Annotated in this window: 20 protein-coding genes; 8 read left to right on the plus strand and 12 right to left on the minus strand. The window is 72.7% G+C overall.

What is annotated here, in order from left to right; genetic code table 11:
- Positions 1–48: 48 nt before the first annotated feature.
- Together pntB and ACFU3E_RS08650 are read right to left on the minus strand one after the other, a co-directional pair.
- The gene (gene pntB, locus ACFU3E_RS08645) at positions 49–1,482 is read right to left on the minus strand and encodes a Re/Si-specific NAD(P)(+) transhydrogenase subunit beta (protein ID WP_384154028.1); all 1,434 of its coding nucleotides are present in this window, start codon (positions 1,480–1,482) and stop codon (positions 49–51) included.
- A gap of 6 nt (positions 1,483–1,488) precedes the next feature.
- Positions 1,489–3,048 (minus strand): Re/Si-specific NAD(P)(+) transhydrogenase subunit alpha, encoded by a 1,560-nt coding sequence (locus tag ACFU3E_RS08650; RefSeq protein ID WP_384154030.1) that lies wholly within the window; start codon positions 3,046–3,048, stop codon positions 1,489–1,491.
- 624 nt (positions 3,049–3,672) lie between these two features.
- On the opposite strand from ACFU3E_RS08650, the gene ACFU3E_RS08655 reads away from it, so the two are divergent.
- Positions 3,673–5,202 carry an MFS transporter gene (locus ACFU3E_RS08655; protein ID WP_384154358.1) on the plus strand — a complete coding sequence of 510 codons (1,530 nt, stop codon included), beginning with the start codon at positions 3,673–3,675 and terminating at the stop codon, positions 5,200–5,202.
- A gap of 9 nt (positions 5,203–5,211) precedes the next feature.
- Here the strand turns inward: ACFU3E_RS08655 and ACFU3E_RS08660 are convergent, their stop codons facing one another.
- Both ACFU3E_RS08660 and ACFU3E_RS08665 read right to left on the minus strand, forming a co-directional pair.
- Positions 5,212–5,664: a VOC family protein gene (locus ACFU3E_RS08660; RefSeq protein ID WP_384154032.1), complete on the minus strand. Its 453-nt coding sequence runs from the start codon at positions 5,662–5,664 to the stop codon at positions 5,212–5,214.
- Positions 5,665–5,728: 64 nt separating this feature from the next.
- Positions 5,729–6,589 (minus strand): helix-turn-helix domain-containing protein, encoded by an 861-nt coding sequence (locus tag ACFU3E_RS08665; protein WP_384154034.1) that lies wholly within the window; start codon positions 6,587–6,589, stop codon positions 5,729–5,731.
- 505 nt (positions 6,590–7,094) lie between these two features.
- Between ACFU3E_RS08665 and ACFU3E_RS08670 the strand changes: the two genes are divergently transcribed.
- The 3 genes from ACFU3E_RS08670 (at position 7,095) to ACFU3E_RS08680 (ending at position 9,953) form a co-directional block, all read left to right on the plus strand.
- The gene (locus ACFU3E_RS08670) at positions 7,095–8,537 is read left to right on the plus strand and encodes a family 43 glycosylhydrolase (protein ID WP_384154036.1); all 1,443 of its coding nucleotides are present in this window, start codon (positions 7,095–7,097) and stop codon (positions 8,535–8,537) included.
- 61 nt (positions 8,538–8,598) lie between these two features.
- Complete coding sequence (locus ACFU3E_RS08675) at positions 8,599–9,525, plus strand: polysaccharide pyruvyl transferase family protein (protein ID WP_384154038.1); 927 nt, start codon at positions 8,599–8,601, stop codon at positions 9,523–9,525.
- Between the two features lie 107 nt (positions 9,526–9,632).
- On the plus strand, positions 9,633–9,953 hold the full coding sequence (locus tag ACFU3E_RS08680) for a DUF3040 domain-containing protein (RefSeq protein ID WP_384154040.1): 321 nt from the start codon (positions 9,633–9,635) through the stop codon (positions 9,951–9,953).
- Between the two features lie 212 nt (positions 9,954–10,165).
- Here the strand turns inward: ACFU3E_RS08680 and ACFU3E_RS08685 are convergent, their stop codons facing one another.
- Positions 10,166–10,834, minus strand: a complete 669-nt coding sequence (locus tag ACFU3E_RS08685; RefSeq protein ID WP_384154042.1) for a D-glycero-alpha-D-manno-heptose-1,7-bisphosphate 7-phosphatase — start codon at positions 10,832–10,834, stop codon at positions 10,166–10,168.
- Complete coding sequence (locus tag ACFU3E_RS08690; protein WP_384154044.1) at positions 10,831–11,832, minus strand: glycosyltransferase; 1,002 nt, start codon at positions 11,830–11,832, stop codon at positions 10,831–10,833. The genes ACFU3E_RS08685 and ACFU3E_RS08690 overlap by 4 nt, the downstream gene beginning before the upstream one ends.
- A gap of 145 nt (positions 11,833–11,977) precedes the next feature.
- Here ACFU3E_RS08690 and ACFU3E_RS08695 point away from each other — a divergent pair, with 145 nt between their 5' ends.
- Both ACFU3E_RS08695 and ACFU3E_RS08700 read left to right on the plus strand, forming a co-directional pair.
- A complete protein-coding gene (locus ACFU3E_RS08695) occupies positions 11,978–12,766 on the plus strand; it encodes a polysaccharide deacetylase family protein (protein WP_384154046.1) in 789 nt (262 codons plus the stop codon).
- Positions 12,767–12,885: 119 nt separating this feature from the next.
- Complete coding sequence (locus ACFU3E_RS08700) at positions 12,886–13,326, plus strand: SRPBCC family protein (RefSeq protein WP_384154048.1); 441 nt, start codon at positions 12,886–12,888, stop codon at positions 13,324–13,326.
- A 35-nt stretch (positions 13,327–13,361) separates the two neighbouring features.
- On the opposite strand, the gene ACFU3E_RS08705 is transcribed toward ACFU3E_RS08700, so the two are convergent.
- The 5 genes from ACFU3E_RS08705 to ACFU3E_RS08725 all read right to left on the minus strand — a co-directional run bounded on the left by ACFU3E_RS08705 (position 13,362) and on the right by ACFU3E_RS08725 (position 20,036).
- Complete coding sequence (locus ACFU3E_RS08705; RefSeq protein WP_384154050.1) at positions 13,362–14,513, minus strand: XdhC family protein; 1,152 nt, start codon at positions 14,511–14,513, stop codon at positions 13,362–13,364.
- Positions 14,514–14,550: 37 nt separating this feature from the next.
- Positions 14,551–16,008 carry an NCS2 family permease gene (locus ACFU3E_RS08710; RefSeq protein WP_384154052.1) on the minus strand — a complete coding sequence of 486 codons (1,458 nt, stop codon included), beginning with the start codon at positions 16,006–16,008 and terminating at the stop codon, positions 14,551–14,553.
- 112 nt (positions 16,009–16,120) lie between these two features.
- Positions 16,121–18,562: a xanthine dehydrogenase family protein molybdopterin-binding subunit gene (locus ACFU3E_RS08715; RefSeq protein WP_384154054.1), complete on the minus strand. Its 2,442-nt coding sequence runs from the start codon at positions 18,560–18,562 to the stop codon at positions 16,121–16,123.
- A gap of 2 nt (positions 18,563–18,564) precedes the next feature.
- A complete protein-coding gene (locus ACFU3E_RS08720; RefSeq protein WP_384154056.1) occupies positions 18,565–19,146 on the minus strand; it encodes a (2Fe-2S)-binding protein in 582 nt (193 codons plus the stop codon).
- Positions 19,146–20,036, minus strand: coding sequence for an FAD binding domain-containing protein (locus tag ACFU3E_RS08725; RefSeq protein WP_384154058.1), 891 nt, complete (start codon positions 20,034–20,036; stop codon positions 19,146–19,148). The genes ACFU3E_RS08720 and ACFU3E_RS08725 overlap by 1 nt, the downstream gene beginning before the upstream one ends.
- 308 nt (positions 20,037–20,344) lie before the next feature.
- Between ACFU3E_RS08725 and ACFU3E_RS08730 the strand changes: the two genes are divergently transcribed.
- Positions 20,345–22,018 (plus strand): PucR family transcriptional regulator, encoded by a 1,674-nt coding sequence (locus tag ACFU3E_RS08730; protein ID WP_384154060.1) that lies wholly within the window; start codon positions 20,345–20,347, stop codon positions 22,016–22,018.
- A 164-nt stretch (positions 22,019–22,182) separates the two neighbouring features.
- The gene (locus ACFU3E_RS08735) at positions 22,183–22,950 is read left to right on the plus strand and encodes a hypothetical protein (RefSeq protein ID WP_384154062.1); all 768 of its coding nucleotides are present in this window, start codon (positions 22,183–22,185) and stop codon (positions 22,948–22,950) included.
- A gap of 317 nt (positions 22,951–23,267) precedes the next feature.
- Here ACFU3E_RS08735 and ACFU3E_RS08740 read toward each other — a convergent pair whose 3' ends face one another.
- The gene (locus ACFU3E_RS08740) at positions 23,268–24,083 is read right to left on the minus strand and encodes a GntR family transcriptional regulator (protein WP_384154064.1); all 816 of its coding nucleotides are present in this window, start codon (positions 24,081–24,083) and stop codon (positions 23,268–23,270) included.
- Between the last annotated feature and the right edge of the window lie 32 nt (positions 24,084–24,115).

The raw sequence follows: 24,115 nt of genomic DNA on the forward strand, positions 1-24,115 counted from the left end.
CGTCGATCCGGCCTTTCGTGGTACTGCCGCGTGGCAGCCGCCCGCTGTTCAGCGGGACGTGCCGGCCATCTCCGGAACCGGTGCGTCCAGGGCGTCCAGGCCGCGCAGGATGTCCTCCACGCGCTGCCTGGCGTCACCGAAGAGCATCTGGGTGTTCTCCCGGAAGAACAGCGGGTTCTGCACACCCGCGTAACCGGCGGCCATGGAGCGCTTGAAGACGATCACGTTGGCCGCCTCCCACACGTGCAGGACCGGCATCCCGGCGATGGGGCTGGCCGGGTTGTCGGTGGCGGCCGGGTTGACCGTGTCGTTGGCGCCGATGACCAGGACGACCGAGGTGGCGGCGAAGTCGTCGTTGATCTCGTCCATCTCCAGGACGACGTCGTACGGCACGTTGGCCTCCGCGAGCAGCACGTTCATGTGCCCGGGCAGCCGGCCGGCCACGGGGTGGATGCCGAACCGCACCTCCACGCCCCGGTCGCGCAGCTTGCGCGCCAGTTCGGCGACCGGGTACTGGGCCTGGGCGACGGCCATGCCGTAGCCCGGCGTGATGATCACCGAGGTGGCGTCACGGAGCAGTTCGGCGGTCTCCTCGGCGTTGATCTCCCGGTGCTCGCCCTGCTCGCCGTCGTCGGCGGCAGCCGCCGGGGTGCCGAACCCGCCCGCGATCACCGAGAGGAAGGAGCGGTTCATCGCCTTGCACATGATGTACGACAGGTAGGCACCGGAGGAGCCGACCAGCGCGCCGGTGACGATGAGCAGGTTGTTGGCGAGCAGGAAGCCCGAAGCCGCGGCGGCCCAGCCGGAGTAGCTGTTGAGCATGGAGACGACCACCGGCATGTCACCGCCGCCGATGGAGGCGACCAGATGCGCGCCGAGAGCGAGCGCGATCACGGTGACGGCGATGAGCAGGCCCATGTTCGGGCGTACGACGAACGCCACCGTGAGCCCCACGAACGCGACGAGCGCCCCGACGTTGAGGACGTGCTTGCCCGGCAGCGTGAGCGGGCGGGAGTTGATGCGCGCCGAGAGCTTCAGGTACGCGACGACGGAACCCGTGAAGGTGACGGCGCCGATGAACACCCCGATGAACACCTCGGCGTGATGGATGGCCAGCAGCGAACCGGAGAGCTCGGCGTCGACGTCCAGGTAGCCGTTCCAGCCGACGAACGCGGCGGCGAGGCCGACGAGGCTGTGCATGATGGCGATCAGCTCCGGCATGCCGGTCATCTCGACCACCCGGGCCCGCCACAGGCCGATGCCCGCACCCAGGGCCGTGGCGACGGCGATCAGTACGAGCCCGGTCGCGGTGATGCTGCGGGAGGCGAGCCCGACCGTGGCGGCCAGGGCGACGACCATGCCCGCGATGCCCCAGACGACCCCCGAACGGGACGTCTTGTGCTGGGAGAGGCCGGCGAGGCTGAGGATGAACAGCAGCGCGGCGACGACGTAGGCGGCCTGGGCGGCCGTGTCTGTGGTCATCCCTGATCAGCCCTTCGAGAACATGCCGAGCATGCGGCGGGTGACGGCGAATCCGCCGAAGATGTTGATGCTCGCCAGCAGGATCGCGGCGAACGACAGCACGGTGACGGCGGTGTTCCCGTGCCCGATCTGCAGCAGCGCGCCGACGACGACGATGCCGGAGATGGCGTTGGTGACCGACATCAGCGGGGTGTGCAGCGCGTGGTGCACGTTGCCGATGACGTAGAAGCCGATGACGATCGCCAGGACGAACACCGTGAAGTGGCCGAGGAGTTCACTCGGGGAGAAGGCCGTCAGCAGGAACAGCGCGAGCGCTCCGGCACCGACCAGGGCGTACGCGGACCAGGCCGGGCGGGCGGCCTTGGCCGGGGTCTCGGCAGGGGCCGCCGGTTCCGGCTCCTTCGCCCCGCCCGGGGCAGGTGCGGCGGACACCTGGACCGGGGGCGGCGGCCAGGTCTTCTCGCCCTCGCGGACCACGGTCATCGACCGCTGCACGACGTCGTCGAAGTCGAGGACGAGCCGGCCGTCCTTGCCGGGCGTGAGCAGCTTCATCAGGTTGACGATGTTCGTGCCGTACAGCTGCGAGGCCTGGGCGGGGAGGCGGCCGGGCAGGTCGGTGTAGCCGATGATCGTCACGTCGTTGTCGGTGACGACGGCCTTCCCGGCGACCGTGCCCTCGACGTTGCCGCCCTGGACCGCGGCCATGTCGACGATCACGCTGCCGGGCTTCATGCGCGCGACGTCCTCGGCCGTGATCAGCCTCGGCGCCGGGCGGCCGGGGATGAGCGCGGTCGTGACGATGATGTCGACGTCCGCGGCCTGCTCCGCGTAGAGCCGGGCGGCGAGCCGGTTGTAGTCGTCGGAGGTGGCCTTGGCGTAACCGTCGGTGCTCACCTCCTGCTCGGCGGTCACGGTCAGGAACTCCCCGCCCAGGGAGCGCACCTGCTCGGCGACCTCGGGCCGGGGGTCGGTGGCGCGGACGACGGCGCCGAGGCTGCGGGCCGCTCCTATCGCCGCGAGCCCGGCCACCCCGGCGCCGGCCACCAGCACCTTCGCGGGCGGCACCTTGCCGGCGGCGGTCACCTGGCCGGTGAAGAAGCGTCCGAAGGCGTGCGCCGCCTCGACCACGGCCCGGTAGCCGGCGATGTTCGCCATCGAGCTGAGGACGTCCAGGGACTGGGCGCGCGAGATGCGCGGGACGGCGTCCATGGCCAGCACGGTGATCGGACGCCGTGCCAGTTCCTCGACCAGTTCGGGGTTGAGGGCGGGGCTGATCAGCGCGATCAGGGTCGCCCCGTCGCGCAGCCGGCCGATCTCCTCGCTGGAGGGGCCGTTCACCTTGAGCACGACCTCGGCCTGCCACGGGTCGCCGAGCCGGGCCCCCGCCTCCTCGTACGCCGCGTCGGAGAAGCGGGACGAGGCTCCCGCTCCCGGTTCGACCACCACGTCGTACCCGAGCGCGACAAGTCTCCCCACGGTGGCCGGTGTGGCCGCCACCCTGGTCTCGCCCGCAGTGGATTCGGCGGGTACGCCGATCCGCTGGGGTTCCGGTTCCGCTGGGACCATCGTCTGCCTCTCCTGTCGTTCCGGTGCCTGCACTCCTTGGTGCCCGCATCCTGCACGTTCGACGCGGTGTACGGGGCGGACCGTGGTCACACGGCCGAGGAGGCCGTCCTCACACCGCCGAGGGGTTGCCGGGCGGGGCGCTTGTGTGCATCGCCACGCTGTGGCCGGGCAGCGCGGTCAGCCCGACGGCCTCGGCCAGGGTGATCCACCGGGCCGGGACGCCGATGCGGGTGACCGCGAGGGAGCCCGCCGCCCACCCCCATGAGAGTCAGTCCCCATCCGGACGGCGGCGGGAACATGAAGCCGACGGTCACCGCCCAGGAACAGACCAGCACTTCACTGCACGGGACATGACGCTGCATCAGTTCGCCCTGCGCGCCGTCGCGGAAGGCGATGTGCCGACCCCCGGGCCGACGGTCTTCTCGAGGGGCACGGTCACGCGTCGCCCGTTTGTCGTTCCGGTCGCTCGTCGCCGGCGTGTGCGGTGGGCCGGGGCCGCCGTCCTGTGATGCGACACGACGCGGCCGGGCGCAGACTGATGTCGTGAGCAGCACACGCCCGGGGCGCGGCGAGGCCGCCGCCCCCTCCCGATTCGCACCGCAGCAGACCGTCGCGCTGGCGGCGATGATGTTCGCCGTCGCCATGACCTTCATCGACCAGACCATCGTGTCGATCGCGGCCCCGGACATCGTCCGCGAACTGGGTCTGTCGTCCTCCGGCATGCAGTGGGTGGTCAACGCCTACCTGCTCGCCCTCGCCGCGTTCTTCGCCCTGGGCGGGCGTCTGGCGGACCTCTACGGGCCGCGCCGGGTCGTCGTCATCGGCACGCTGGTGTTCGTCGTCTCCTCGGTACTGTGCGGCTGCGTCCCCGAAGGCGGTGCCGCCCAGGCCTGGCTGATCGTCTTCCGCGCCACCCAGGGGCTGGGGGCGGCGCTGCTGTTCCCCGCGGCCCTGGCCGTGGTGGTGGCGGTGTTCCCGGTCGAGCGGCGCGGCCGTGCCCTGGCCCTGTTCTTCGGGGTCACCGGCGCGCTGACCGCCGTCGGCCCGCTGCTGGGCGGCTGGCTGACGAACTGGACGTGGCGCGCGGTGTTCTGGGTCAACGTGCCCGTGGCGATCGTGGCGCTGGTCCTCACGGCCCTGGCGCACATCTCCGACCGGCGGCGGTCCGGCACCCTGGACGTCCCGGGAGCAGCCCTGATCGTGGCCGGCATGGGCCTGAGCGTCCTCGGCTTCCAGCAGGCCTGGTCCTGGGGCTGGGACAGCTGGGCGACCTGGGTGTGCATCGCGGGCGGCCTCGCGGTACTCGCCGGGTTCGTCCGCTTCGAGCGGCAGGTGGAGCATCCGCTGATCGACCTGCGGGTCTTCCGGGACAAGGCGTTCACGATGGACGCGGCGGTGCTGTTCTTCTCGATGCTGGCCTTCGTCCCGCTGTTCTTCTTCGCCTCCGTGTACGCCCAGGTGTCCCTGAGCGCCTCGCCGAACCAGGCGGCCCTGTTCCTGCTGTACTTCTTCGCGGGTTTCGCCATCGCCTCGCAGTGGGGCGGCCGGATCCTCGACAAGAAGGGCGCCCGGCCGGCGCTGAAGCTGGGCACGGCCGTGGGCTGTGTCGGCTTCGCCCTGTGGGCGGGCAAGCTCACCGACCTGTCCATGCACGACCAGTGGCCCTACGCGGCCCTGGCCGGGGCCGGCATCGGCTTTGTCCTGGCGCCGGCCTCCACGGACGCCGTCAACCGGGCCATCGGCGCCTCGTACGGCGAGGTCACCGGCATCACCCAGACCGTGCGCAACTACGCGGCGAGCGTGGGCCTGGCCATCTACGGCACGATCCTGACCCACGTGACGACCGACAAGGTGGTGGGCACCCTGACGTCCGAGGGCATGTCCGCCGGGGACGCGAACACCGTGGCCCGCGACGTCACCGAGTCGATCACCGGCAGCGGCGACTCCCGGCCGCCCACCGGCACCGGCCCCGCCGCCGAGGCGACCCGGGAGTCGATGTCCGCGATCCGCATGGACTTCGCCGAGGCCAACCAGTGGGTGTTCTACGGCATGGCCATCGCCCTCGGTATCGGCTTCCTGTGTGCCCTGCGGCACCCCGGCGGCAAGGTGGACGCGAACGCGGCGGTGGAGGAACCGGCCGCGCAGTCCCGCTGACGCCGCCGGTCAGGTGAACAACTCGTCGGTGCGCTGCTGGATCTCATCGGGCGTCAGGTCCTCGATCGTCTGGGAGATCATCCAGAGATGGCCGAACGGGTCGGCGAGGCGGCCGCCCCGCTGCCCGTAGTGCTGGTCGGCGACGGGGTGGACGACCGTGGCCCCGCCACGCAGCAGGGCCTCGGCCACGGCGTCGGCGTCGGACACGTCGAGCGCCATGATCACCGGGCTGCCGCCGAGGGACGTGGGCGCCGGGTCCCCGTCGTCGGCGTCCTTGACCGCGATCACCGCGTCGCCGAGACGCAGCATCGCGTGCACGATCTTCCCCTCGGGGCCGGTGTACCGCTCGGTCTCCTCGGCGCCGAGCGCGGCCCGGTAGAAGTCGATGGCCCGGGCCCCGTCGGAGACCACGAGCCGGGCGTAGAGGCGGGTGACGGTCTGTGGATCGGTTGCGTGCGTCATGCCTTCACGATCGCGGGTCACGGGAGCCGTGGATTGTAGAAAACGGCCGGCCGGGCGGGGCCCGTCACCCGCCGAGCGGAACATGGTTGCGTTCGAGCGGCGAGCGCGGTGCGTACGCGGTCGGGGTGATCCCGGCGAGGGCGCGGAACTCGTGGATCAGATGGGCCTGGTCGTGGTAGCCGCAGTCCGCGGCGAGCGCCGCCCAGTCCGGCGCCCCGTGCCCGGCGTTCACGCGGCCCAGCAGCCGCTGGAAGCGCCGGATGCGCGCATACCGCTTCGGCGGGAGCCCCAGCTGTTCGCCGCATCTGCGGGCCAGCCGTCCGGCGCTCCAGCCGAGTCGGTCGGCGACCTCGCCCACGGGGGTGCCGCGATCGAGCAGCGCCGCGGCGAGGCGGACCGCCGGGTCGGGTTCCAGCGGGCGTACCGCCCGCCCCAGCAGGGCCGTCTCCAGCTCCCGCAGCCCGGCCTCGGGGCCACCGGCGGCCATGGCCTCCAGCAGCCGCTCGCGCAGCACCGTGCCGTCCGTGCCCCACAGTTCGTCGAGGCCGGCCAGCTCGTCGCGGACCGCGGAGACCGGGGCGGTGAGGAAGGGGTGGGCGCCCGCGGGGCGGAACGCCACCCACAGGACGGCCCGCTGCTGCGCCGGGTCGATCAGGGCCGGCTCCGTGTACGGCCCGTGCACGGCAGCGCCCCGGGTTTGCCGTTCCGCGCCCCGCAGCGGGGAGGAGGACAGGGCGTCCCCGTCGAGGTTCACCAGCAGCTGCGCCTCGCCGGTCGGCAGGGCCAGCTCGGCGGAGTGCGCGAACCGCCCCTCGGCGTAGCCCATCGCGCCGATCAGGGGCACCAGGGCGGCTGCCGACGGCCGGACCGTGACCGAGACCGGCGTCCGCTCCGCCGGACGAGCCGTACGAGCCGTACGCGTCATGCGTCCAGCGTACGGCCGGGTGACGCCGGCCCCGGAGCCGCACCGTCAGCCACACCGCCTGGTCCGGCCCAGCACATGGGCGTGCCCGACGGCCGGCAGCCGCCGCTCAGGAAGGCGGTCCTGACGGAACGCGACCTGCCCCGCCGGCCGCGGCGGGAGCAACACGCCCGGACCGACCCCGCGAACACCCTCGCGGCCCGGCTCGGGGACTTCGAGGGGGCCCCGCCCCGGGTCGTCCGGCGGCAGTTCGGCACCCCGCTGTCCCCGGACAGGGCCTGGATCCTCGCCCCGGCAGCGGCACGCGCGGGATGCGCGCCGGGCTGGCACCCGCCGCCGCGAAGCGGGTGCGCGCCTAGTTAGCCGCGCGGCCCGCCGCCCGAACCGTTGACGGCGGTAGGAGCCCCCTTATCTTCTGACCACTTCATGGCCGAATTCACGAACTACGTTCGAAATGCCGGACAGAGGCAGCTCGTTCCCACCCCCGACCACCCTCTGGAGAACCTCCTTGAGACGTATGGCCGTACGGCTGCTCCTCGCCGTCCTCGTCACCCTCGCGACCTGCCTCGGGAGCGCGCCCGCGCAGGCCGCCGCGCCCGACTCCCCCGCCGTCACGTACACCAACCCGATCGCGGAGAAGCGGGACGACCCGCACATCTTCAAACACACCGACGGCTACTACTACTTCACCGCGACCGTCCCCGAGTACGACCGGATCGTGCTGCGCCGGGCGACCACCATCCAGGGGCTCAAGACGGCCCCCGAGAGCACCATCTGGACCAAGCACGCCAGCGGCGTGATGGGCGCCCACATCTGGGCGCCGGAGATCCACTTCATCGACGGCAAGTGGTACGTGCACTTCGCCGCCGGCGCCACCAACGACGTGTGGGCGATCCGGATGTACGTCCTGGAGGGCACCGGCGCCAACCCGCTCACGGCCTCCTGGACGGAGAAGGGCCAGATCAGGACCCAGTGGGAGAGCTTCTCGCTCGACGCCACAACCTTCGTCGTGGGCGGCGTGCGCTACCTGGCCTGGGCACAGCGCGACCCGTCCGTGAACAACAACACCGACGTCTACCTGGCGAAGATGGCCAACCCCTGGACGATCACCGGCACTCCGGTGATGCTGTCACGGCCCACTTACTCCTGGGAGACCGTCGGCTACAAGGTCAACGAGGGCCCGGCCGTGATCCAGCGCGGCGGCAAGGTCTTCATGACGTACTCCGCCAGCGCCACCGACGCCAACTACTGCCTGGGCATGCTCACCGCCTCCGCGAGCGCGAACCTGCTCAGCCAGGCGTCCTGGAGCAAGAGCACCGCCCCGGTGTTCGCGAGCAGCGCCGCGACCAGCCAGTACGGCCCGGGCCACAACTCGTTCACGGTCTCCGAGGACGGCAGGAGCGACATCCTCGTCTACCACGACCGCAGCTACAAGGACATCAGCGGCGACCCCCTCGACGACCCCAACCGCCGCACCCGGGTGCAGAAGGTGTACTGGAACGCCGACGGCACGCCCAGCTTCGGCATCCCGGTGGCCGACGGGGTCACCCCGCAGCGCTTCTCCTCGTACAACGTCCCGGACCGTTTCGTCCGGCACTACGACTACCGGGCCCGGATCGAGGCGAACGTCACCAAGCTCGCCGACTCGCAGTTCCGTGTCGTGCCCGGGCTCGCCGGCAGCGGAACCGTCTCGCTGGAGTCGGCCAACTTCCCCGGCTACTACCTGCGGCACAAGAACTTCGAGGTGTGGCTGGAGAAGAACGACGGAAGCGCGCAGTTCGCGTCCGACGCGGCCTTCCGGCAGCGCGCCGGACTCGCGGACCCCGCCGGCGTGTCGTACGAGTCCTCCAACTACCCGGGGCGATACGTACGCCACTGGGAGTACCTGCTGAACGTGCAGGCGGTGAGCACCGCGACCGACCGGGCGGACGCCACCTTCCACACCCAGTGACCGCACGGTAAATGCGCGTAATGCCCTGAATGTCTTTCCGGTGGGCGGGCACTCAGGGCATGTGCACACACAAGAGGGCAAGCGACCGCGCAGGGTGCTGCTCACCGGGTGGTTCAGCTTCCGGGACAGGGAGGCGACCGCCGGGGACGTGCTGGCCCTGCGCCGGGTGGAGGACGTGCTGCGGGGGACGGGTATCCCCTACGACGTCGCCTGGAGTCCCCGTTTCCGTCCGGAGGCGCTGCATCTGGACCGGCTGTGGCCCGAGGACTACACCCACCTGGTGTTCGTGTGCGGCCCGCTGCACGGGCCGCAGGTGGAGGAGCTGCACCGGCGGTTCGCGCACTGCGTGCGGATCGCCGTCGGCACCTCGGTGATCGACCCCGGCAGCGCGGCCGTCACCGGCTTCCACCGGGTGCTGCCCCGGGACGGCCCGGACAGCGAGCCGGTGGAGGACCTCGCGGCCCGCGCCCCGGACGTACCGGCGCGGCCCGTCGTCGGGGTGATCCTCGCGCACGGGCAGCACGAGTACGGGCAGCTGCGGCGGCACGGTCAGGTCGCCGAGGAGGTGACGCGCTGGCTGGCCACGAAGGATTGCGGACGGCTGGAGCTGGAGACCCGGCTGGACACGCACGACTGGCATCTGAGCGCGACGCCCGCGCAGCTGCAGTCCGTGCTGGCCCGGCTGGACCTCGTGGTCACCGACCGGCTGCACGGGCTGGTGATCGCACTGCGGGTCGGCACGCCGGTACTGGCCGTGGACCCGGTCGCGGGCGGCGCCAAGCTGACCGCGCAGGCCCGTGCCTGCGGCTGGCCCGCGCTGGTACGCGCCGAGCGGCTGGACGTGAGGCAGTTGGACCGCTGGTGGGACTGGTGCCTGACCGGCGGCCGGGTGACCGCGCGGCAGATCCGCGACGGGTTCCGCGAAGGCACCGTGCCGGACAGCGCGGACCGGCTCGTCGAGGCACTGGCGCGGCCCGTGCCCGGTTAGCGCGGGGGCACCAGGGGGCACCCGCGGGTACGTCCCCCGCTGCACTTCCCCACGCCGCACGTCCCCCCGGGAGGAGAGACGATCCGGCCGCCCCGGAAGGAGAGCGCATGTCCACCGGCCGACTTCCCGAGAACGAGCAGCGCATCCTCGACGAGATGGAACGCGCTCTGCGCCGCGACCGTCGCCTCGACCGCAAGCTGCGCACCCACCGAGTAAACCGCCGCCCCGCCCCCGCCCGCGTCCTGGCCCGTCTGGCCGCCTACCGCCCCCGCGTCGGGACCGTGGTGGTCCTGCTCGCGATGTCGGCCGGGCTGATGGCCTCCGGGATCGTCACGTCCGAGCCGGGTGTGATCTGGGCGTTCGCCGCGCTGTGGCCCCTGACGGTGTTCGCCGGGTTCCGGCTGATGTGCCGGTGGTGCGGAAACTGAGCGCCGTTTTCGTCGCTACGGCCGCGGGGCGCCGGGCAGTTCGCCGCCGGCACGCAGGACGCCGCCGGCGGTGATGCGCGGGAGGCCGGGAGGAGGTCACCGAGTCGGGGGCGCGCGGGACGAGGAAGCGGGGGCGGGCGTCCTGCGCCGTCCGGTCCGGGGTCATGCCGGCAGCCTGCCCCCGCACGCCGGGCCCGCCGCCGCGGGCCCGCTCATCGGGTCCCGCGCACCACCACGGTGGCCACGTCAGTGCGGGCGGCCGTTCCGTGGCGCGCCGGACGACACCGATGCCGGCCCGGTCCGGGGCCGGCCGTGAACGCCTCCTGGACGGGGCGTTCGTCGGCGAGGACACGGCCCTTCGGCAGTCCGTCCAGTACGGCGCGGACGGCGGTAGGCAGGTTCGGGGCGACGTGGTCGGCCCGCGTGGCCTCCTCGGTGCGGGTGCGCCCGTTCGGGACGAGGATGCCGCGAGCGCCCGCACGGCGGGCGGCCTCGGCGCCGACGGCGGTGGAGCCGATGACGACGAGCTCGGCGGGCCCGGTGCAGATCCGCCCGCCCGCCCACAGCAGCATGCCGGGTTCGGGCCTGCGGCAGTGGCAGCCGTCGTCGGGTCCGTGCGGGCAGACGGCGAACACGTCGAAGGGGCCGAGGAGTTCGTCGACGCGGCGGTTGACGCGGCGGACGTCGGCGTCGGTGAGCAGTCCGCGGGCGACACCGGGCTGGTCGGTGACGACGCCGGTGCGGATGCCGTGCCGGCGCAGTAGGGCGAGCGCCTCGCGGGCGCCCTCGACCGGGCGTACGCGGTCGGGGTCGGCGTTGTTCGGGACGTCCTCGACGAGCGTGCCGTCGCGGTCGAACAGCACGGTCTTCACCGGGCTCACGGGGTGGCCTCCTCCTGCCAGGCGGGGGTGTGACGGTGGCGCCAGGCACCTGCCAGCCGGTGCCAGGTCGCGGTGGGCGGGATGAGCACGCTGGTCGCCAGCACCGTCGTCACCTCGTGGCGGGTGCGCGGGCCGGGGACGATGCGGGCGCGGGCGAACCGCGCGGTGCCGGCCGCCCAGCCGAGTGCGCAGGCCGTCGCGGCCCGGCCGTGCCCGGTGGCAGCGAGGGCGCAGGCGGCGACGCCGGCGGTCGTGATGGCCGCGTGGGTGCGGATCCGGTCGCGCGGTGCGACGGCCTTGGCCCACCAGTCGGGGCCGTGCAGATGCCGCATGAGGGCGTCGTCGGCGTTGCCGCGCTGCTGGCGCACGGACGCCCAGCGCGAGGCGGGGTGCACGGGGTGGCGGGTGGTGCGGCGACCCTGCCGGATGCGCCAGCCCGAGTCGAGGACGCGCAGCGCGAGGTCGGCGTCCTCGCGGCAGGCGCGCTGGAAGCGTTCGTCGAAGCCTCCGAGCTGCTTCAGGGCCTCCGTGCGGTAGGCCATGTCGGCGGTGACCCAATGGGCCCGGACGAGTCCAGCGGTGCCGCGTTCCCAGTCGGTGGGGCGGCGTTCGCCGGGCAGGGGCACGGCGAGGACACCCTGGACGCCCGCGGTGTCGTGGGACGCCTCGGCGAGGTCCTCGGCCAGTTGCTCGCACCAGCGGGCCCCCACCTGGACGTCGTCGTCGAGGAACACGGTCCAGGGCGTGTGCACGGCCCGCAGCCCGGTGTTGCGGGCGGCGGCGGGCCCACGACCGCCGCCGCCCAGCACGGTGGTCCGCTCCCGCAGGTCGCCGAGGACGCTCAACGGGTGCTGCAGCGGCCCGGGTTCGCGGTCGGCCCGGTCGTCGACGAGGACGATCTCCTCGGGGCGCGGCCCGGTCGCGGCGGCGAGCGCGGCGAGACAGTCGGCGAGGGCGTCCGGGGCGAGGGTGGGGATCACGACGGCGTACGGGGTCATGCGTGCGGCCCTCCCTCCGGCGGCGTGCGCGGACTACCGTGCTGGCGAGTGCCGCGGTAAGGCCCCCTCAAACACCTGGCCGGGCCGTCAGGGAACGCCTCGATGACTATAAACCGCGCGTATACACGCGATATATAGTCCCGGCATGCCTTCTCTGACCAAGAAGATGAAGAAAACGGGGACCGCGTTCCGAACGGCCGGAACGCTCGCGGCAACCGCCGCCCTCACCCTCGCCCTGAGCGGCTGCACGGGGGCCGACACCACGGCCCCCAGCGCCGTCCGGGCCCGCCCGGCCACGGACGGGCAGGCGGCCCGCTTCGGCACCGTGGACTGCCGCGAGGCCAAGTGCATCGCACTCACCTTCGACGCCGGGCCGAGCGAGCACTCCGCCCGGCTGCTGGACATCCTGAAGGAGAAACACGTCCCGGCGACCTTCTTCCTCCTCGGAAAGCGGCACATCGAGAAGTACCCGGAGCTGGTGCGGCGCATGGCCGACGAGGGCCACGAGGTGGCCAGCCACACCTGGGACCACAAGATCCTGACCCGGCTCAGACCCGAGGAGATACGCGAGGAACTGGAACGCCCCAACGAGGAGATAGAACGCCTCACCGGCCGCCGCCCCACCCTGATGCGCCCGCCGCAGGGCCGCACCGACGACACCGTGCACGCCATCTGCCGCGAACTGGGCCTCTCCGAAGTGCTGTGGAGCGTGACGGCCAAGGACTACCGGACGACCGACTCCGACCTGATCACCCGCCGCGTCCTCGCCCAGTCCTCCCGGGACGGGATCATCCTCCTCCACGACCTCTACGACGGCACGGTGCCGGCCGTGCCGGGGATCGTCGACGCGCTGAAGGAACGCGGCTACGTCTTCGTGACGGTGCCCCAGCTCCTGGCACCGGGGAAGGCGGAGCCGGGGAAGGTGTACCGGTAGCCGGCGCGAACGACCGCCCTCCGGTGCGGGCGTGACGACCCGTGGGCGCCGCCGTGCGCGCCCGCCGCGCCCCGCGCGGGCTCCTCGGCAGCCGGCCGGGGCAGCCCTACGATCGTGCCGTGGCGAACATCCTGCTCGAACGCACGGCCCCGCTCCCCCTCGACGAGGCGTGGCGGCGGATCACACAGTGGCCGCGGCACGGTGAGTCGGTGCCGTTGACGGTGGTCAGGGTCGTGCCGCCCGAGCCGACACGCGAGGGCACTCTCGTCGTGGCCCGCTCGGGTGCCGGGCCGCTGGTCTTCGACGACCCGATGGAGGTCACGGTGTGGCAGCCGCCGGACGACGGGGCTCCGGGGATGTGCCGGCTGGAGAAGCGGGGCCGTGTGGTGCTGGGGTGGGCCGAACTCGAGGTGCGGCCGGGGCCGGGGGGCCGCACACGGGTGATCTGGCGGGAGGAGATCCGGATCCGGTTTCTGCCGTCGCTCTTCGACGGGATGGTGCGGCGCTCCTCGCGGTACGTGTTCGGGAGGGCCCTGAACCGGCTGCTCAGACAGCCCTGACGCACCGGCCGGCGGCACGTCGTTCCCGGCGGGGCTCAGGCCACCGACCCGATCCGCCCCACGGCGTCCGACTCCGGCTCGTGGTGGATCGGCGTGTGCGCCCCGGTCAGCGAGACCCCGCTCCCGCCCCGCTTCCCGGCGACGATCTCCGACGCGATCGACAGAGCCGTCTCCTCGGGCGTACGGGCACCGAGATCCAGGCCGATCGGCGAGTGCAGGCGGCTCAACTCCAGGTCGGTGACACCGACTTCCCGCAGGCGGGTCTGGCGGTCCAGGTGGGTGCGCCGGGAGCCCATGGCGCCGACGTACGCCACCGGCAGGCGCAGCGCCAGCTTCAGCAGGGGCACGTCGAACTTGGCGTCGTGGGTGAGGACGCACAGGACCGTGCGGGCGTCGACGTCCGTGCCCTCCAGGTAGCGGTGGGGCCACTCGACGACGATCTCGTCGGCCTCCGGGAAGCGCGTCCGGGTCGCGAAGACGGGCCGCGCGTCGCACACGGTGACGTGGTATCCGAGGAACTTGCCGACACGGACCAGTGCGGAGGCGAAGTCGATCGCGCCGAACACGATCATGCGGGGCGCCGGGACCGAGGACTCGACGAGGACCGTGAGGGGCGCTCCGCAGCGTGAGCCCTGCTCGCCGATCTCCACGGTGCCGGTTCGGCCGGCGTCGAGGAAGGCGGCGGCCTCGGCGGCGACCGTGCGGTCCAGTTCCGGATGGGCGCCGAAGCCGCCGTCACGGGAGCCGTCGGGACGGACCAGCAGGGCCCGGCCCGTCAGTTCGCGCGGGCCCGACACGATCCGCGCCACCGCCGCCGCCTCCCCTCGGGCGGCGGCGGTCAGCGCGGACTCGACCACCGGGCGGACCGGATCGGCGGCCCGCACCGGGGTGACCAGGATGTCGATGACGCCGCCGCAGGTCAGCCCCACGGCGAAGGCGTCGTCGTCGCTGTATCCGAAGCGCTCCAGGACGGTCCCGCCGTCCCGCAGCGCCTGCGCGCACAGCTCGTAGACCGCGCCCTCCACGCACCCCCCGGAGACCGAGCCGATCGCCGTGCCCTCGGCGTCCACCGCGAGCGCGGCGCCGGGCATGCGGGGCGCGCTGCCGCCGACGGCCACCACGGTGGCCACGGCGAAGTCACGGCCCTGCTCGACCCACCGGTTCAGCTCCTCGGCGATGTCCAGCATCTGTCTCGGTCTCCTTGAGGTTGCGGCGGGCGGAGCGTCAGTGGACGCCCAGCCAGCTCTCGATCGGGTTGAGGGCGAAGTAGACGAGGAACACCGCCGCGAGGATCCACATGAAGGCGCCGATCTCGCGCACCTTGCCCTGGGCGGTCTTGATGGCGACGTAGGAGATGACGCCCGCCGCGACACCGGTGGTGATGGTGTACGTGAACGGCATCAGCACGACCGTGAGGAACACCGGGACGGCGGTGGCCCGGTCGGCCCAGTCCACGTGCCGGGCGTTCATCAGCATCATGGCGCCGATGACGACGAGGGCGGCGGACGCGACCTCCGACGGCACGATCGCCGTGAGCGGGGTGAAGAACAGGCAGGCCGCGAAGAACAGGCCCGTGACCACGGAGGCCAGGCCGGTGCGGGCGCCCTCGCCGACCCCCGTCGCCGACTCGATGAACACGGTCTGGCCGGAGCCGCCGGACACACCTCCGATCGCACCGCCGGCCCCGTCGATGAACAGTGCCTTGGACAGGCCCGGCATGCGGCCCTTGTCGTCGGCGAGCTTCGCCTCGGTGCCGACGCCGATGATGGTGGCCATCGCGTCGAAGAACCCGGCGAGCACCAGCGTGAAGACGATCAGGCCCACGGTCATCGCGCCGACCTCGCCCCAGCCGCCGAACTCGACGTCGCCGAAGAGTGAGAAGTCGGGCATGGAGACGGCGCTGCCGTGCAGTTCGGGTGCGCCGCCCGCCCACTGCTTGGGGTCGACGACGCCTGCGGCGTTCAGGACCGCCGCGACGACCGTGCCGCTGACGATGCCGATGAGGATGGCGCCCGGGACGTTCCGGGCCTGGAGCATGAAGATCAGCAGCAGCGTCCCGGCGAACAGCAGAACGGGCCAGCCGGCCAGTTCGCCCGCCGGTCCGAGCGCGAGGGGCGTGGCCTCGCCCTGGTGCACGAAGCCGGACTTGTAGAAGCCGATGAGGGCGATGAACAGGCCGATGCCCATGGTGATGCCGTGCTTGAGCGCGAGCGGGATCGCGTTCATGATCATCTCGCGCAGGCCGGTGACGACCAGCAGCATGATGACCACGCCGTACATCACGCACATGCCCATCGCCTGCGGCCAGGTCATCTCGGGTACGACCTGGGAGGCGAGGACTCCGGAGACGGAGAGGCCGGCGGCGAGGGCCAGGGGCACCTTGCCGACGAAGCCCATCAGCAGGGTCGTGAGGGCCGCCGCGAACGCGGTGGCGGTGATCAGGGCCGGCTGGGCGAGCGTGGTCCCGGCCGCGTCCTTGCCGGACAGGATCAAGGGGTTGAGCAGGAGGATGTACGCCATCGCCATGAAGGTCGTGATGCCGCCGCGCACTTCACGGGCGACGCTGGACCCTCTGTGGGATATGTGGAAGTACCGGTCGAGCCAGGACCGTCCGGCCGGGACGCGGGTGCCTTCACCCGCGTCGTCGGCTGTGGTCCTCGGCTCTGTTGACTGCTGGGTCATGGGTGCCGTCTCCCAAGTTTCAAAGGGGGTTGGGATGTTCACGACCCGGGGGACGGCCCGAGACGAACAGGGGGAAGCCTGGGGGACGAAGCCTCCAGGCGATCGTGACTGCTCAGCCCGCGGAGAGCTGCGTACCCGTCAGGTGCTCGGGCCTCACCGGGGTGCGGTTCAGCTCGAGCCCGGTCGCGTCGCGGATCGCCGCGAGGACGGCCGGGGTCGACGACAGGGTGGGTGCCTCGCCGATGCCGCGCAGCCCGTACGGGGCGTGCTCGTCGGCGAGTTCGAGGACGTCGACCGGGATGGTCGGCGTGTCGAGGATGGTCGGGATCAGGTAGTCGGTGAAGGAGGGGTTCCTGACCTTCGCCGTCTTCGGGTCGACGACGATCTCCTCCATGACCGCCACGCCGAGGCCCTGCGTGGTGCCGCCCTGGATCTGGCCGAGCACGGACAGCGGGTTGAGCGCCTTGCCGACGTCCTGGGCGCAGGCCAGCTCGATGACCTTCACCAGGCCGAGCTCGGTGTCGACCTCGACGACGGCGCGGTGGGCCGCGAAGGAGTACTGGACGTGCCCGTTGCCCTGGCCGGTGCGCAGGTCGAAGGGCTCGGTCGGCCGGTGCCGCCACTCCGCCTCGACCTCCACGGCCTCGTCCTCCAGGACGTCGGCCAGGTCGCCGAGGACCTCGCCGCCGTCGGTGACGACCTTGCCGCCCTCCAGGAGCAGCTCGGCGGTGGCCCAGGCGGGATGGCAGGAGCCGAACTTGCGGCGCCCGATCTCCAGGACCTTCTCGCGGACCAGCTCGCAGGAGTTCTTCACCGCGCCGCCGGTGACGTACGTCTGCCGGGAGGCCGACGTCGAACCGGCGCTGCCGACCTGGGTGTCGGCCGGGTGGATGGTCACCTGCGCGACGCCCAGCTCGGTGCGGGCGATCTGCGCGTGGACGGTGACGCCGCCCTGGCCGACCTCCGCCATGGCGGTGTGCACGGTGGCGACGGGCTCGCCGCCGACGACCTCCATACGCACCTTGGCGGTGGAGTAGTCGTCGAAACCTTCGGAGAAGCCCACGTTCTTGATGCCGACCGCGTAGCCGATTCCGCGTACGACGCCTTCGCCGTGCGTGGTGTTGGACAGGCCGCCGGGCAGCTGCCGTACGTCGGCGCCCTCGCTGGACTCCCACTGGCGCTCCGGCGGCATCGGCATCGCCTTGACGCGGCGCAGCAGTTCGGCGACGGGCGCCGGGGAGTCGACGGGCTGCCCGGTCGGCAGGAGGGTGCCCTGCTCCATGGCGTTGAGCCGGCGGAACTCCACCGGGTCCATGCCGAGCTTCGCGGCGAGCTTGTCCATCTGCGCCTCGTAGGCGAAGCACGCCTGCACCGCGCCGAAGCCGCGCATCGCGCCGCAGGGCGGGTTGTTGGTGTAGAGGGCGATGGCCTCGATGTCCACGTCCTCGACCACGTACGGGCCGACGGACAGGGAGGAGGCGTTGCCGACGACCGCCGGGGAGGCGGAGGCGTAGGCGCCGCCGTCCAGGACGATCCGGCACTTCATGTGGGTGAGCTTGCCGTCCTTGGTGGCCCCGTGCTCGTAGTGGAGCTTCGCGGGGTGGCGGTGGACGTGCCCGAAGAAGGACTCGAAGCGGTTGTAGACGATCTTGACGGGCTTGCCGGTGCGCAGGGCCAGCAGGCAGGCGTGGATCTGCATCGACAGGTCCTCGCGACCGCCGAACGCGCCGCCGACGCCGGACAGCGTCATCCGCACCTTGTCCTCGGGCAGGCCGAGCACGGGCGCGATCTGGCGCAGGTCGCTGTGCAGCCACTGGGTGGCGATGTAGAGGTGGACGCCGCCGTCCTCCTCCGGCACGGCGAGGCCGGACTCGGGGCCGAGGAAGGCCTGGTCCTGCATGCCGAAGGTGTACTCACCCTCGACGATGACGTCGGCCCGCTCACGGGCGGCGGCGACGTCACCCCGGATGATCGGCTGGCGGTGCACGATGTTGGGGTGCGGGACGTGCCCGGCGATGGGGGTACCCCCTGGACCGGAGCTTGCCGGAGGCCCTTGGGGGAGGTCGTCGCGGCCCTCGTGGACGAGGATCGCGTCCGGCGCGGTCGCCGACGCCTCGTCGGTGATGACGGGCAGCTCGCGGTAGTCGACCTTGATCTTCGCGGCCGCCCGGCGGGCGGTCTCCGGGTGGTCGGCGGCGACGATCGCGACCGGCTCGCCGTGGTGGCGGACCTTGCCGTGGGCGAGGACCGGGGTGTCCTGGATCTCCAGCCCGTAGTTCTTCACGTCGGTGGGCAGGTCGTCGTACGTCAGCACGGCGTAGACGCCCGGCAGGGCCAGGGCCTCGCTCGTGTCGATGGACACGATCTCGGCGTGCGCGACGGTCGAGCGGAGGATCTGACCCCACAGCATGTCCTCGTGCCACATGTCGGACGAGTAGGCGAACTCGCCGGTGACCTTGAGGATGCCGTCGGGGCGGAGCGTGGACTCGCCGATGCCGCCCTTGGTCTGCGAACCCTGGGTGATCTTGGTGGGGGTTCCGTTGGGGGAAGACATGATCAGACCGCCTCTCCCTGCCGGGCGGCCGCCAGGCGGACCGCGTCCATGATCTTCTCGTAGCCGGTGCAGCGGCACAGGTTGCCCGACAGGGCCTCGCGGATGTCCGCGTCGGTCGGGGTCGGGTTGCGCTCCAGCATCTCGTCGGCGGCGACCAGCAGACCGGGGGTGCAGAAACCGCACTGGACGGCGCCGGCGTCGATGAACGCCTGCTGGATCGGCGAGAGCTCGGTGCCCTCGCCGGTGTGCGAGTCGCTGCCCTTGGCCTCCCAGTGCTGAGCGTTCTGCAGCGTCGTACCGCAGGCGCCGGTCGCGCAGCCGCCCTCGGCGCGCTGCCTGGCGTAGTCGGCGAGCCCCTCGACGGTGACGACCTCGCGGCCCTCCACCTGTCCGGCGGCGACCAGACACGAGCACACCGGCACACCGTCCAGACGGACCGTGCACGAGCCGCACTCACCCTGCTCGCAGGCGTTCTTCGAACCCGGCAGGCCGAGCCGCTCCCTCAGCACGTACAGCAGGGACTCGCCCTCCCACACGTCGTCGGCTTCCTGCGGACGGCCGTTGACCGTGAAGTTGACGCGCATCACGCAGCTCCCTCGGTGAGGCGGCGGGTGCCGCGGTAGGACTCCCAGGTCCAGGTCAGCGTGCGGCGGGCCATGACGCCGACCGCGTGGCGGCGGTAGCCCGCGGTGCCCCGGACGTCGTCGATCGGGTTGCAGGCGGCGGAGCACAGGTCCGCGAACTGCTTGGCGACCGACGGGGTGACAATCTTGCCGTTGTCCCAGAAGCCGCCCTCCTCCAGCGCGGCGTTCAGGAACTCCTCGGCGGCCTTGGCCCGGACGGGTGTCGGAGCGGCCGAACCGATGCCGGTCCGCACGGTCCGGGTCTGCGGGTGCAGGGCCAGTCCGAAGGCACACACGGCGATGACCATGGCGTTGCGGGTGCCGACCTTGGAGAACTGCTGGGGACCGTCGGCCTTCTTCACATGCACGGCGCGGATCAGCTCGTCGGCCGCCAGCGCGTTGCGCTTCACGCCCGTGTAGAACGCGTCGATCGGGATCCGGCGGGAGCCGCGCACCGACTCGGCCTCCACCTCGGCGCCCGCGGCGAGCAGGGCGGGGTGGGCGTCACCGGCCGGGGAGGCGGTGCCGAGGTTGCCGCCGACGCCGCCGCGGTTGCGGATCTGCGGCGAGGCGACCGTGTGCGAGGCGAGGGCCAGCCCCGGCAGCTCGGCGCGCAGGTTCTCCATGATCTTCGTGTACGGCACGGAGGCACCCAGCCGCACACTCTCCTCGCCGACCTCCCACTCGGAGAGGTCGCCGATGCGGTTCAGGTCCAAGAGGTACTCGGGCCGGCGGTGGTCGAAGTTGATCTCGACCATCACGTCGGTGCCACCCGCAATCGGCACAGCTGAGGGGTGCTCGGCTTTCGCGGCGAGCGCCTCCTCCCAGCTGGCGGGGCGAAGGAAGTCCATGAAACCGGCTCTCTTCTTCGTGTTCTCGTGGGGCGTTCAGATTGAGCCAATCCGTGTGCGGCGGTCCCGGCTCGTTCCTGTGCTGTTTACGCGTAGTGGTCTCAGTACACAGCGCGCTGAGCCGGGCGAGTCAGTCACGGAAACCATGAAGGAGTTGGCTGGCCAGGACAGGCATCTTGTAGATTCGTATGAACGGAGGCCCTCAGAAACCTCCTCGTCTTCCTGTGGAAACGCGCGACACAGTCGCGTGACCTGGGACACAGCCCGGGCAGGGTTTGATTTCGAGACAAAGAACGGCGGCGACGAGAATGCGGCTGCGCGCACTGCTGGACACCGACGCGCTGGGCCTCAAGCTGCTCGGCGGCGAGGACGAGCTGGACCGCACCGTTCGGGGTGTGATGACCACCGACCTGCGCGACCCCAGCCGTTACCTCGCGGGCGGCGAACTGGTGCTCACGGGCCTGGCCTGGCGCCGGGACGCCGGCGACTCGGAGCCGTTCGTCCGGATCCTGGTGCAGGCGGGCGTGACGGCCCTCGCCGCGGGCGAGGCCGAACTCGGGGACGTACCGGAGGACCTGGTCGTGGCCTGCGCCCGGCATCACCTCCCGCTCTTCGCGGTGCACGAGTCGGTGGCGTTCGCGACCATCACCGAACACGTCGTACGGCAGGTGTCCGGTGAGCGCGCCGGCGACCTCGCGGCGGTCGTCGACCGCCACCGCCGGATGATGACCTCGGGCCCGGCGGGCGGCGGCCCCGACGTGGTGCTCGACCTGCTCGGCACGGACCTGGACCTGCGGGCCTGGGTCCTCTCCCCCACCGGCCGCCTGATCGCCGGCTCGAAGGCGGCGGGGCCCGCCCTGCCGGCCGAGGCGTGCGCACGGCTCGCGGGAGAGCACCTGGCCGCCACGCGCACGGGCCGCCGCGGCCCCCACCGCGTCGCCCTGGGCGCCACGACGTACTCCCTGTTCCCGGTCCGCTCCACCGGCCGCTCCCCGCAGCCCGCCCGGGACGCCCGCGAGACCGTCCTGTCGGACTGGCTGCTGGCCGTGGAGGCGGACGCCGGGGACTGGCCCGAGGAGCGCCTCGACCTGCTCTACGGCGTCACCCAGCTGATCGCGGTCGAACGGGACCGCCGCGACGCGGCCCGTACGGTCCGCCGCCGCCTGGCCCAGGAGGTCCTGGAACTGGTCCAGACGGGCGCGGCGCCCGCCGAGATCGCCGCCCGGCTTCGCGTGGCCGCGCCGGTGCTGCTGCCCGGCCTGGGCGCCGCGCCGCACTGGCAGGTGGTCGTGGCCCGCGTCGACTGGGCGGGCGAGGAGATCGAGGGCGGCCCGGTGGCGCAGGCCCTGCTGGAGGAGGTCCTGGTCGACCCCGCGGTCGTCGGGCCGGAGCACTCCGACCGGATCGCCGTGGCCCACACGGGCGGCGAGGCCATCGCGCTGGTCCCGCTCCCGGCCGTCTCGACGGAGCACGACGGCTCGGAGACGGGCGTCCTCGCGGACGCGCTCCTGGGCTCGGTACGGGACCCCCTCACGGCGGGCCTGGACGACGACGGCCGGCTCACCCTGGGCGTCAGCGCGGCCGTCCACTCGGCGGAGGGCCTGCGCGGTGCGCTGGAGGAGGCCCGCCATGCCCGGCGCGTCGCCGCGGCCCGCCCGGGCCGGGTCTGTGCGGCGGGCCACCAGGAACTGGCCTCGCACGTCCTGCTGCTGCCCTTCGTCCCGGACGACGTCCGCCGGGCCTTCACGGCCCGCCTCCTGGACCCCCTGCGCGACTACGACCGCCGCCACCGCGCCGAGCTGATCCCCACCCTCGAGGCCTTCCTCGACTGCGACGGCTCCTGGACCCGCTGCGCCACCCGTCTGCACCTGCACGTCAACACGCTGCGCTACCGCGTCGGCCGGATCGAGCAGTTGACGAGCCGTGACCTGTCGCGGCTCGAGGACAAGCTGGATTTCTTCCTGGCCCTGCGTATGAGCTGAGCCGCGGGGCGTCCCGGTCCGAACCCGGACCGCCCCCGAGTCCCACGACTTTGTGAAATCCTTCACCCACCCTCTTGGCCCGGCCCGCCCATTCGTGCTGAGATGCCGCCACCACTCAACAGCTCGATGGCGTGCTCGGGGAGGGCAACGTGGCGCATTCCGCCATGTCTGGTAACGGAACGACCGCCGGTGACGATCCCCTCCAGACCGCGGTATGGCGGCTGCGCTCCCGCGGGTGCTGGGCCGACGCGGCAGCGCTGCTGCTGCCGGCCACACCGGCGGCGGCGCTCCAACGCGCGTCGTTGCTGGTGGAACGGTGTCTTTACACCGAGCAGGGCTGGGAGGAGGCCGAGGACGCGCTGCGCACGGCCGAGGCGATGGCCCACAGCGACGACGAACGCGGTGCGGCCGCTTGTGAACGCGGGTACTTGGCCTACGCGGCGACGGTGCTCGCGGTGCGGGACCGGGCCGACGAGGCGCGGGCCGCGCTCGGCCGGGCGGCGGCGCTGGTCCCTCCCGGGGCTCCGGCGCGGGCCCTGCTCGACTTCCGCCGCGGGCTCCTGGCGGAGAACCTGACGAGCGCGCCCCAGTCCGCCCGCGCCGCGTACCGCCGGGCCCACGCGGGGGCGACGGCGCACTCCGACCCGCTGCTGCTGTCCTTCACATGGCGGCACCTGGCGGGACTCGCCCTGCGGGAGGGGGAGTTGGCAGAGGCGCGGCACGGTTTCACGGAGTCGCTGCGGATCCGGGAGGAGCTGGGTTATCTCATCGGCACGGCCCCGGCGCTGGTGTCCCTCGCCGACGCCGAGACGGAGCCGGAGGCGTCCCGGCTGCGGGAGGAGGCCCGGCGGCTGTTCCGCCTGCTGGGGGGCGTACCGACATGGCTGGCCCGCCGGTTGGCTCCGCCGGTCCCGCCGGCCGCGACGGCCTGAGGGTGCGGGGTACCCGGCCCTGTCGCTGAGGGCGGGCGGGGCTGCGGACCGGCGTGACGGGGCGCCTCCCCAAGGTCTCGCCCGTATGCCCGCGGCTGAGCGGGACGGGGCGCTCGCCCCCACGCGCCCGCAGCCGCCGTACGACGGAACGGGCCGTGTCGGGGGATGTCCGCGCCCGCAGTGGTTGGCGCGTCGACGAACAGTCGGTCGGCACGCAACCCCATCGCGCCGTTCCGAGGACGGACACCCCCGGCGCGGCCCCGGCCCACCCACGGCGGTCAGGCGCGGACGACGCGCGCCCCCACCGCCGCTCGAGTTCAACCGGCCGCAGCCGCCCCCGCGACATGCTCGCCCACCAGCGCGCGCACCACATCCAGGTCCCGTGCGACCAGCGCGTCCAGCAACGCCGAGTGCTCGTGCGCGTCCGCGACCAGATCGGCCCGCCCCCGGAGTCCCGGTCCACCCCCGACCAACGGCCACTGCGCCCTGCGGTGGAGGTCCTCCGCGATCTGGACCAGCTGCTCGTTGCCCGAGAGGGACAGCACGGCCCGGTGGAACCCCCGGTCGGACTCCGCGTAGGTCGCGCGGCAGCCGGAGGACGCCGCGCGGACCGTCGCCTCAGCCAGCGGCCGCAGCTCGGCCCAGCGTTCGGCGGGAACGGTACGGGCCAGCCGCAGCATCACCGGGATCTCGATCAGCGCCCGGACCTCGGCCAGTTCCGCCAGTTCCCGCACACCCCGCTCGACCACCCGGAACCCGCGGTTCGGCACGACCTCGACGGCCCCCTCGAGGGCCAGTTGCTGCATGGCCTCCCGGACCGGCGTCGCCGAGACCCCGAACCGCTCGCCCAGCACGGGCCCCGAGTACACCTCACCGGGCCGCAGATCCCCCGCCACCAGCGCGGCGCGCAGCGCGTCGAGGATCTGCCCCCGCACCGAGGCCCGCTGGACCATCGGCCGGGCCCGCGCCACGACCGGCGCGGGCGGTTCGCTGTGCGTGTGCTCCCCGCACACCGCCCCGCCCTGCTGCGGCACCCGCGGCTGCGCCCGCCCGGCCGGCACACCAGGTCCGGCCGGGCCCGCCGCCGCCCACGGAGTCCCCGTGTCCGCGGAGCCCTGCGCTCCCTGCTCCACGGGTCCTCCTCCGGACGTATCGGTACTTGGGG

The sequence above is a fragment of the Streptomyces sp. NPDC057424 genome, assembly GCF_042803315.1.
GTDB lineage: Bacteria > Actinomycetota > Actinomycetes > Streptomycetales > Streptomycetaceae > Streptomyces.

Excerpts from the sequence above, each read along its gene's own strand:
- ACFU3E_RS08680 (WP_384154040.1), top strand. The coding sequence starts at position 9,633 with ATGTCCACCGGCCGACTTCCCGAGAACGAGCAGCGCATCCTCGACGAG.
- ACFU3E_RS08715 (WP_384154054.1), bottom strand. The coding sequence starts at position 18,562 with ATGTCTTCCCCCAACGGAACCCCCACCAAGATCACCCAGGGTTCGCAG.
- ACFU3E_RS08720 (WP_384154056.1), bottom strand. The coding sequence starts at position 19,146 with ATGCGCGTCAACTTCACGGTCAACGGCCGTCCGCAGGAAGCCGACGAC.
- ACFU3E_RS08660 (WP_384154032.1), bottom strand. The coding sequence starts at position 5,664 with ATGACGCACGCAACCGATCCACAGACCGTCACCCGCCTCTACGCCCGG.
- ACFU3E_RS08665 (WP_384154034.1), bottom strand. The coding sequence starts at position 6,589 with ATGACGCGTACGGCTCGTACGGCTCGTCCGGCGGAGCGGACGCCGGTC.
- ACFU3E_RS08655 (WP_384154358.1), top strand. The coding sequence starts at position 3,673 with ATGATGTTCGCCGTCGCCATGACCTTCATCGACCAGACCATCGTGTCG.
- pntB (WP_384154028.1), bottom strand. The coding sequence starts at position 1,482 with ATGACCACAGACACGGCCGCCCAGGCCGCCTACGTCGTCGCCGCGCTG.
- ACFU3E_RS08695 (WP_384154046.1), top strand. The coding sequence starts at position 11,978 with ATGCCTTCTCTGACCAAGAAGATGAAGAAAACGGGGACCGCGTTCCGA.
- ACFU3E_RS08730 (WP_384154060.1), top strand. The coding sequence starts at position 20,345 with ATGCGGCTGCGCGCACTGCTGGACACCGACGCGCTGGGCCTCAAGCTG.
- ACFU3E_RS08735 (WP_384154062.1), top strand. The coding sequence starts at position 22,183 with ATGTCTGGTAACGGAACGACCGCCGGTGACGATCCCCTCCAGACCGCG.
- ACFU3E_RS08705 (WP_384154050.1), bottom strand. The coding sequence starts at position 14,513 with ATGCTGGACATCGCCGAGGAGCTGAACCGGTGGGTCGAGCAGGGCCGT.
- ACFU3E_RS08725 (WP_384154058.1), bottom strand. The coding sequence starts at position 20,036 with ATGGACTTCCTTCGCCCCGCCAGCTGGGAGGAGGCGCTCGCCGCGAAA.
- ACFU3E_RS08650 (WP_384154030.1), bottom strand. The coding sequence starts at position 3,048 with ATGGTCCCAGCGGAACCGGAACCCCAGCGGATCGGCGTACCCGCCGAA.
- ACFU3E_RS08710 (WP_384154052.1), bottom strand. The coding sequence starts at position 16,008 with ATGACCCAGCAGTCAACAGAGCCGAGGACCACAGCCGACGACGCGGGT.
- ACFU3E_RS08690 (WP_384154044.1), bottom strand. The coding sequence starts at position 11,832 with ATGACCCCGTACGCCGTCGTGATCCCCACCCTCGCCCCGGACGCCCTC.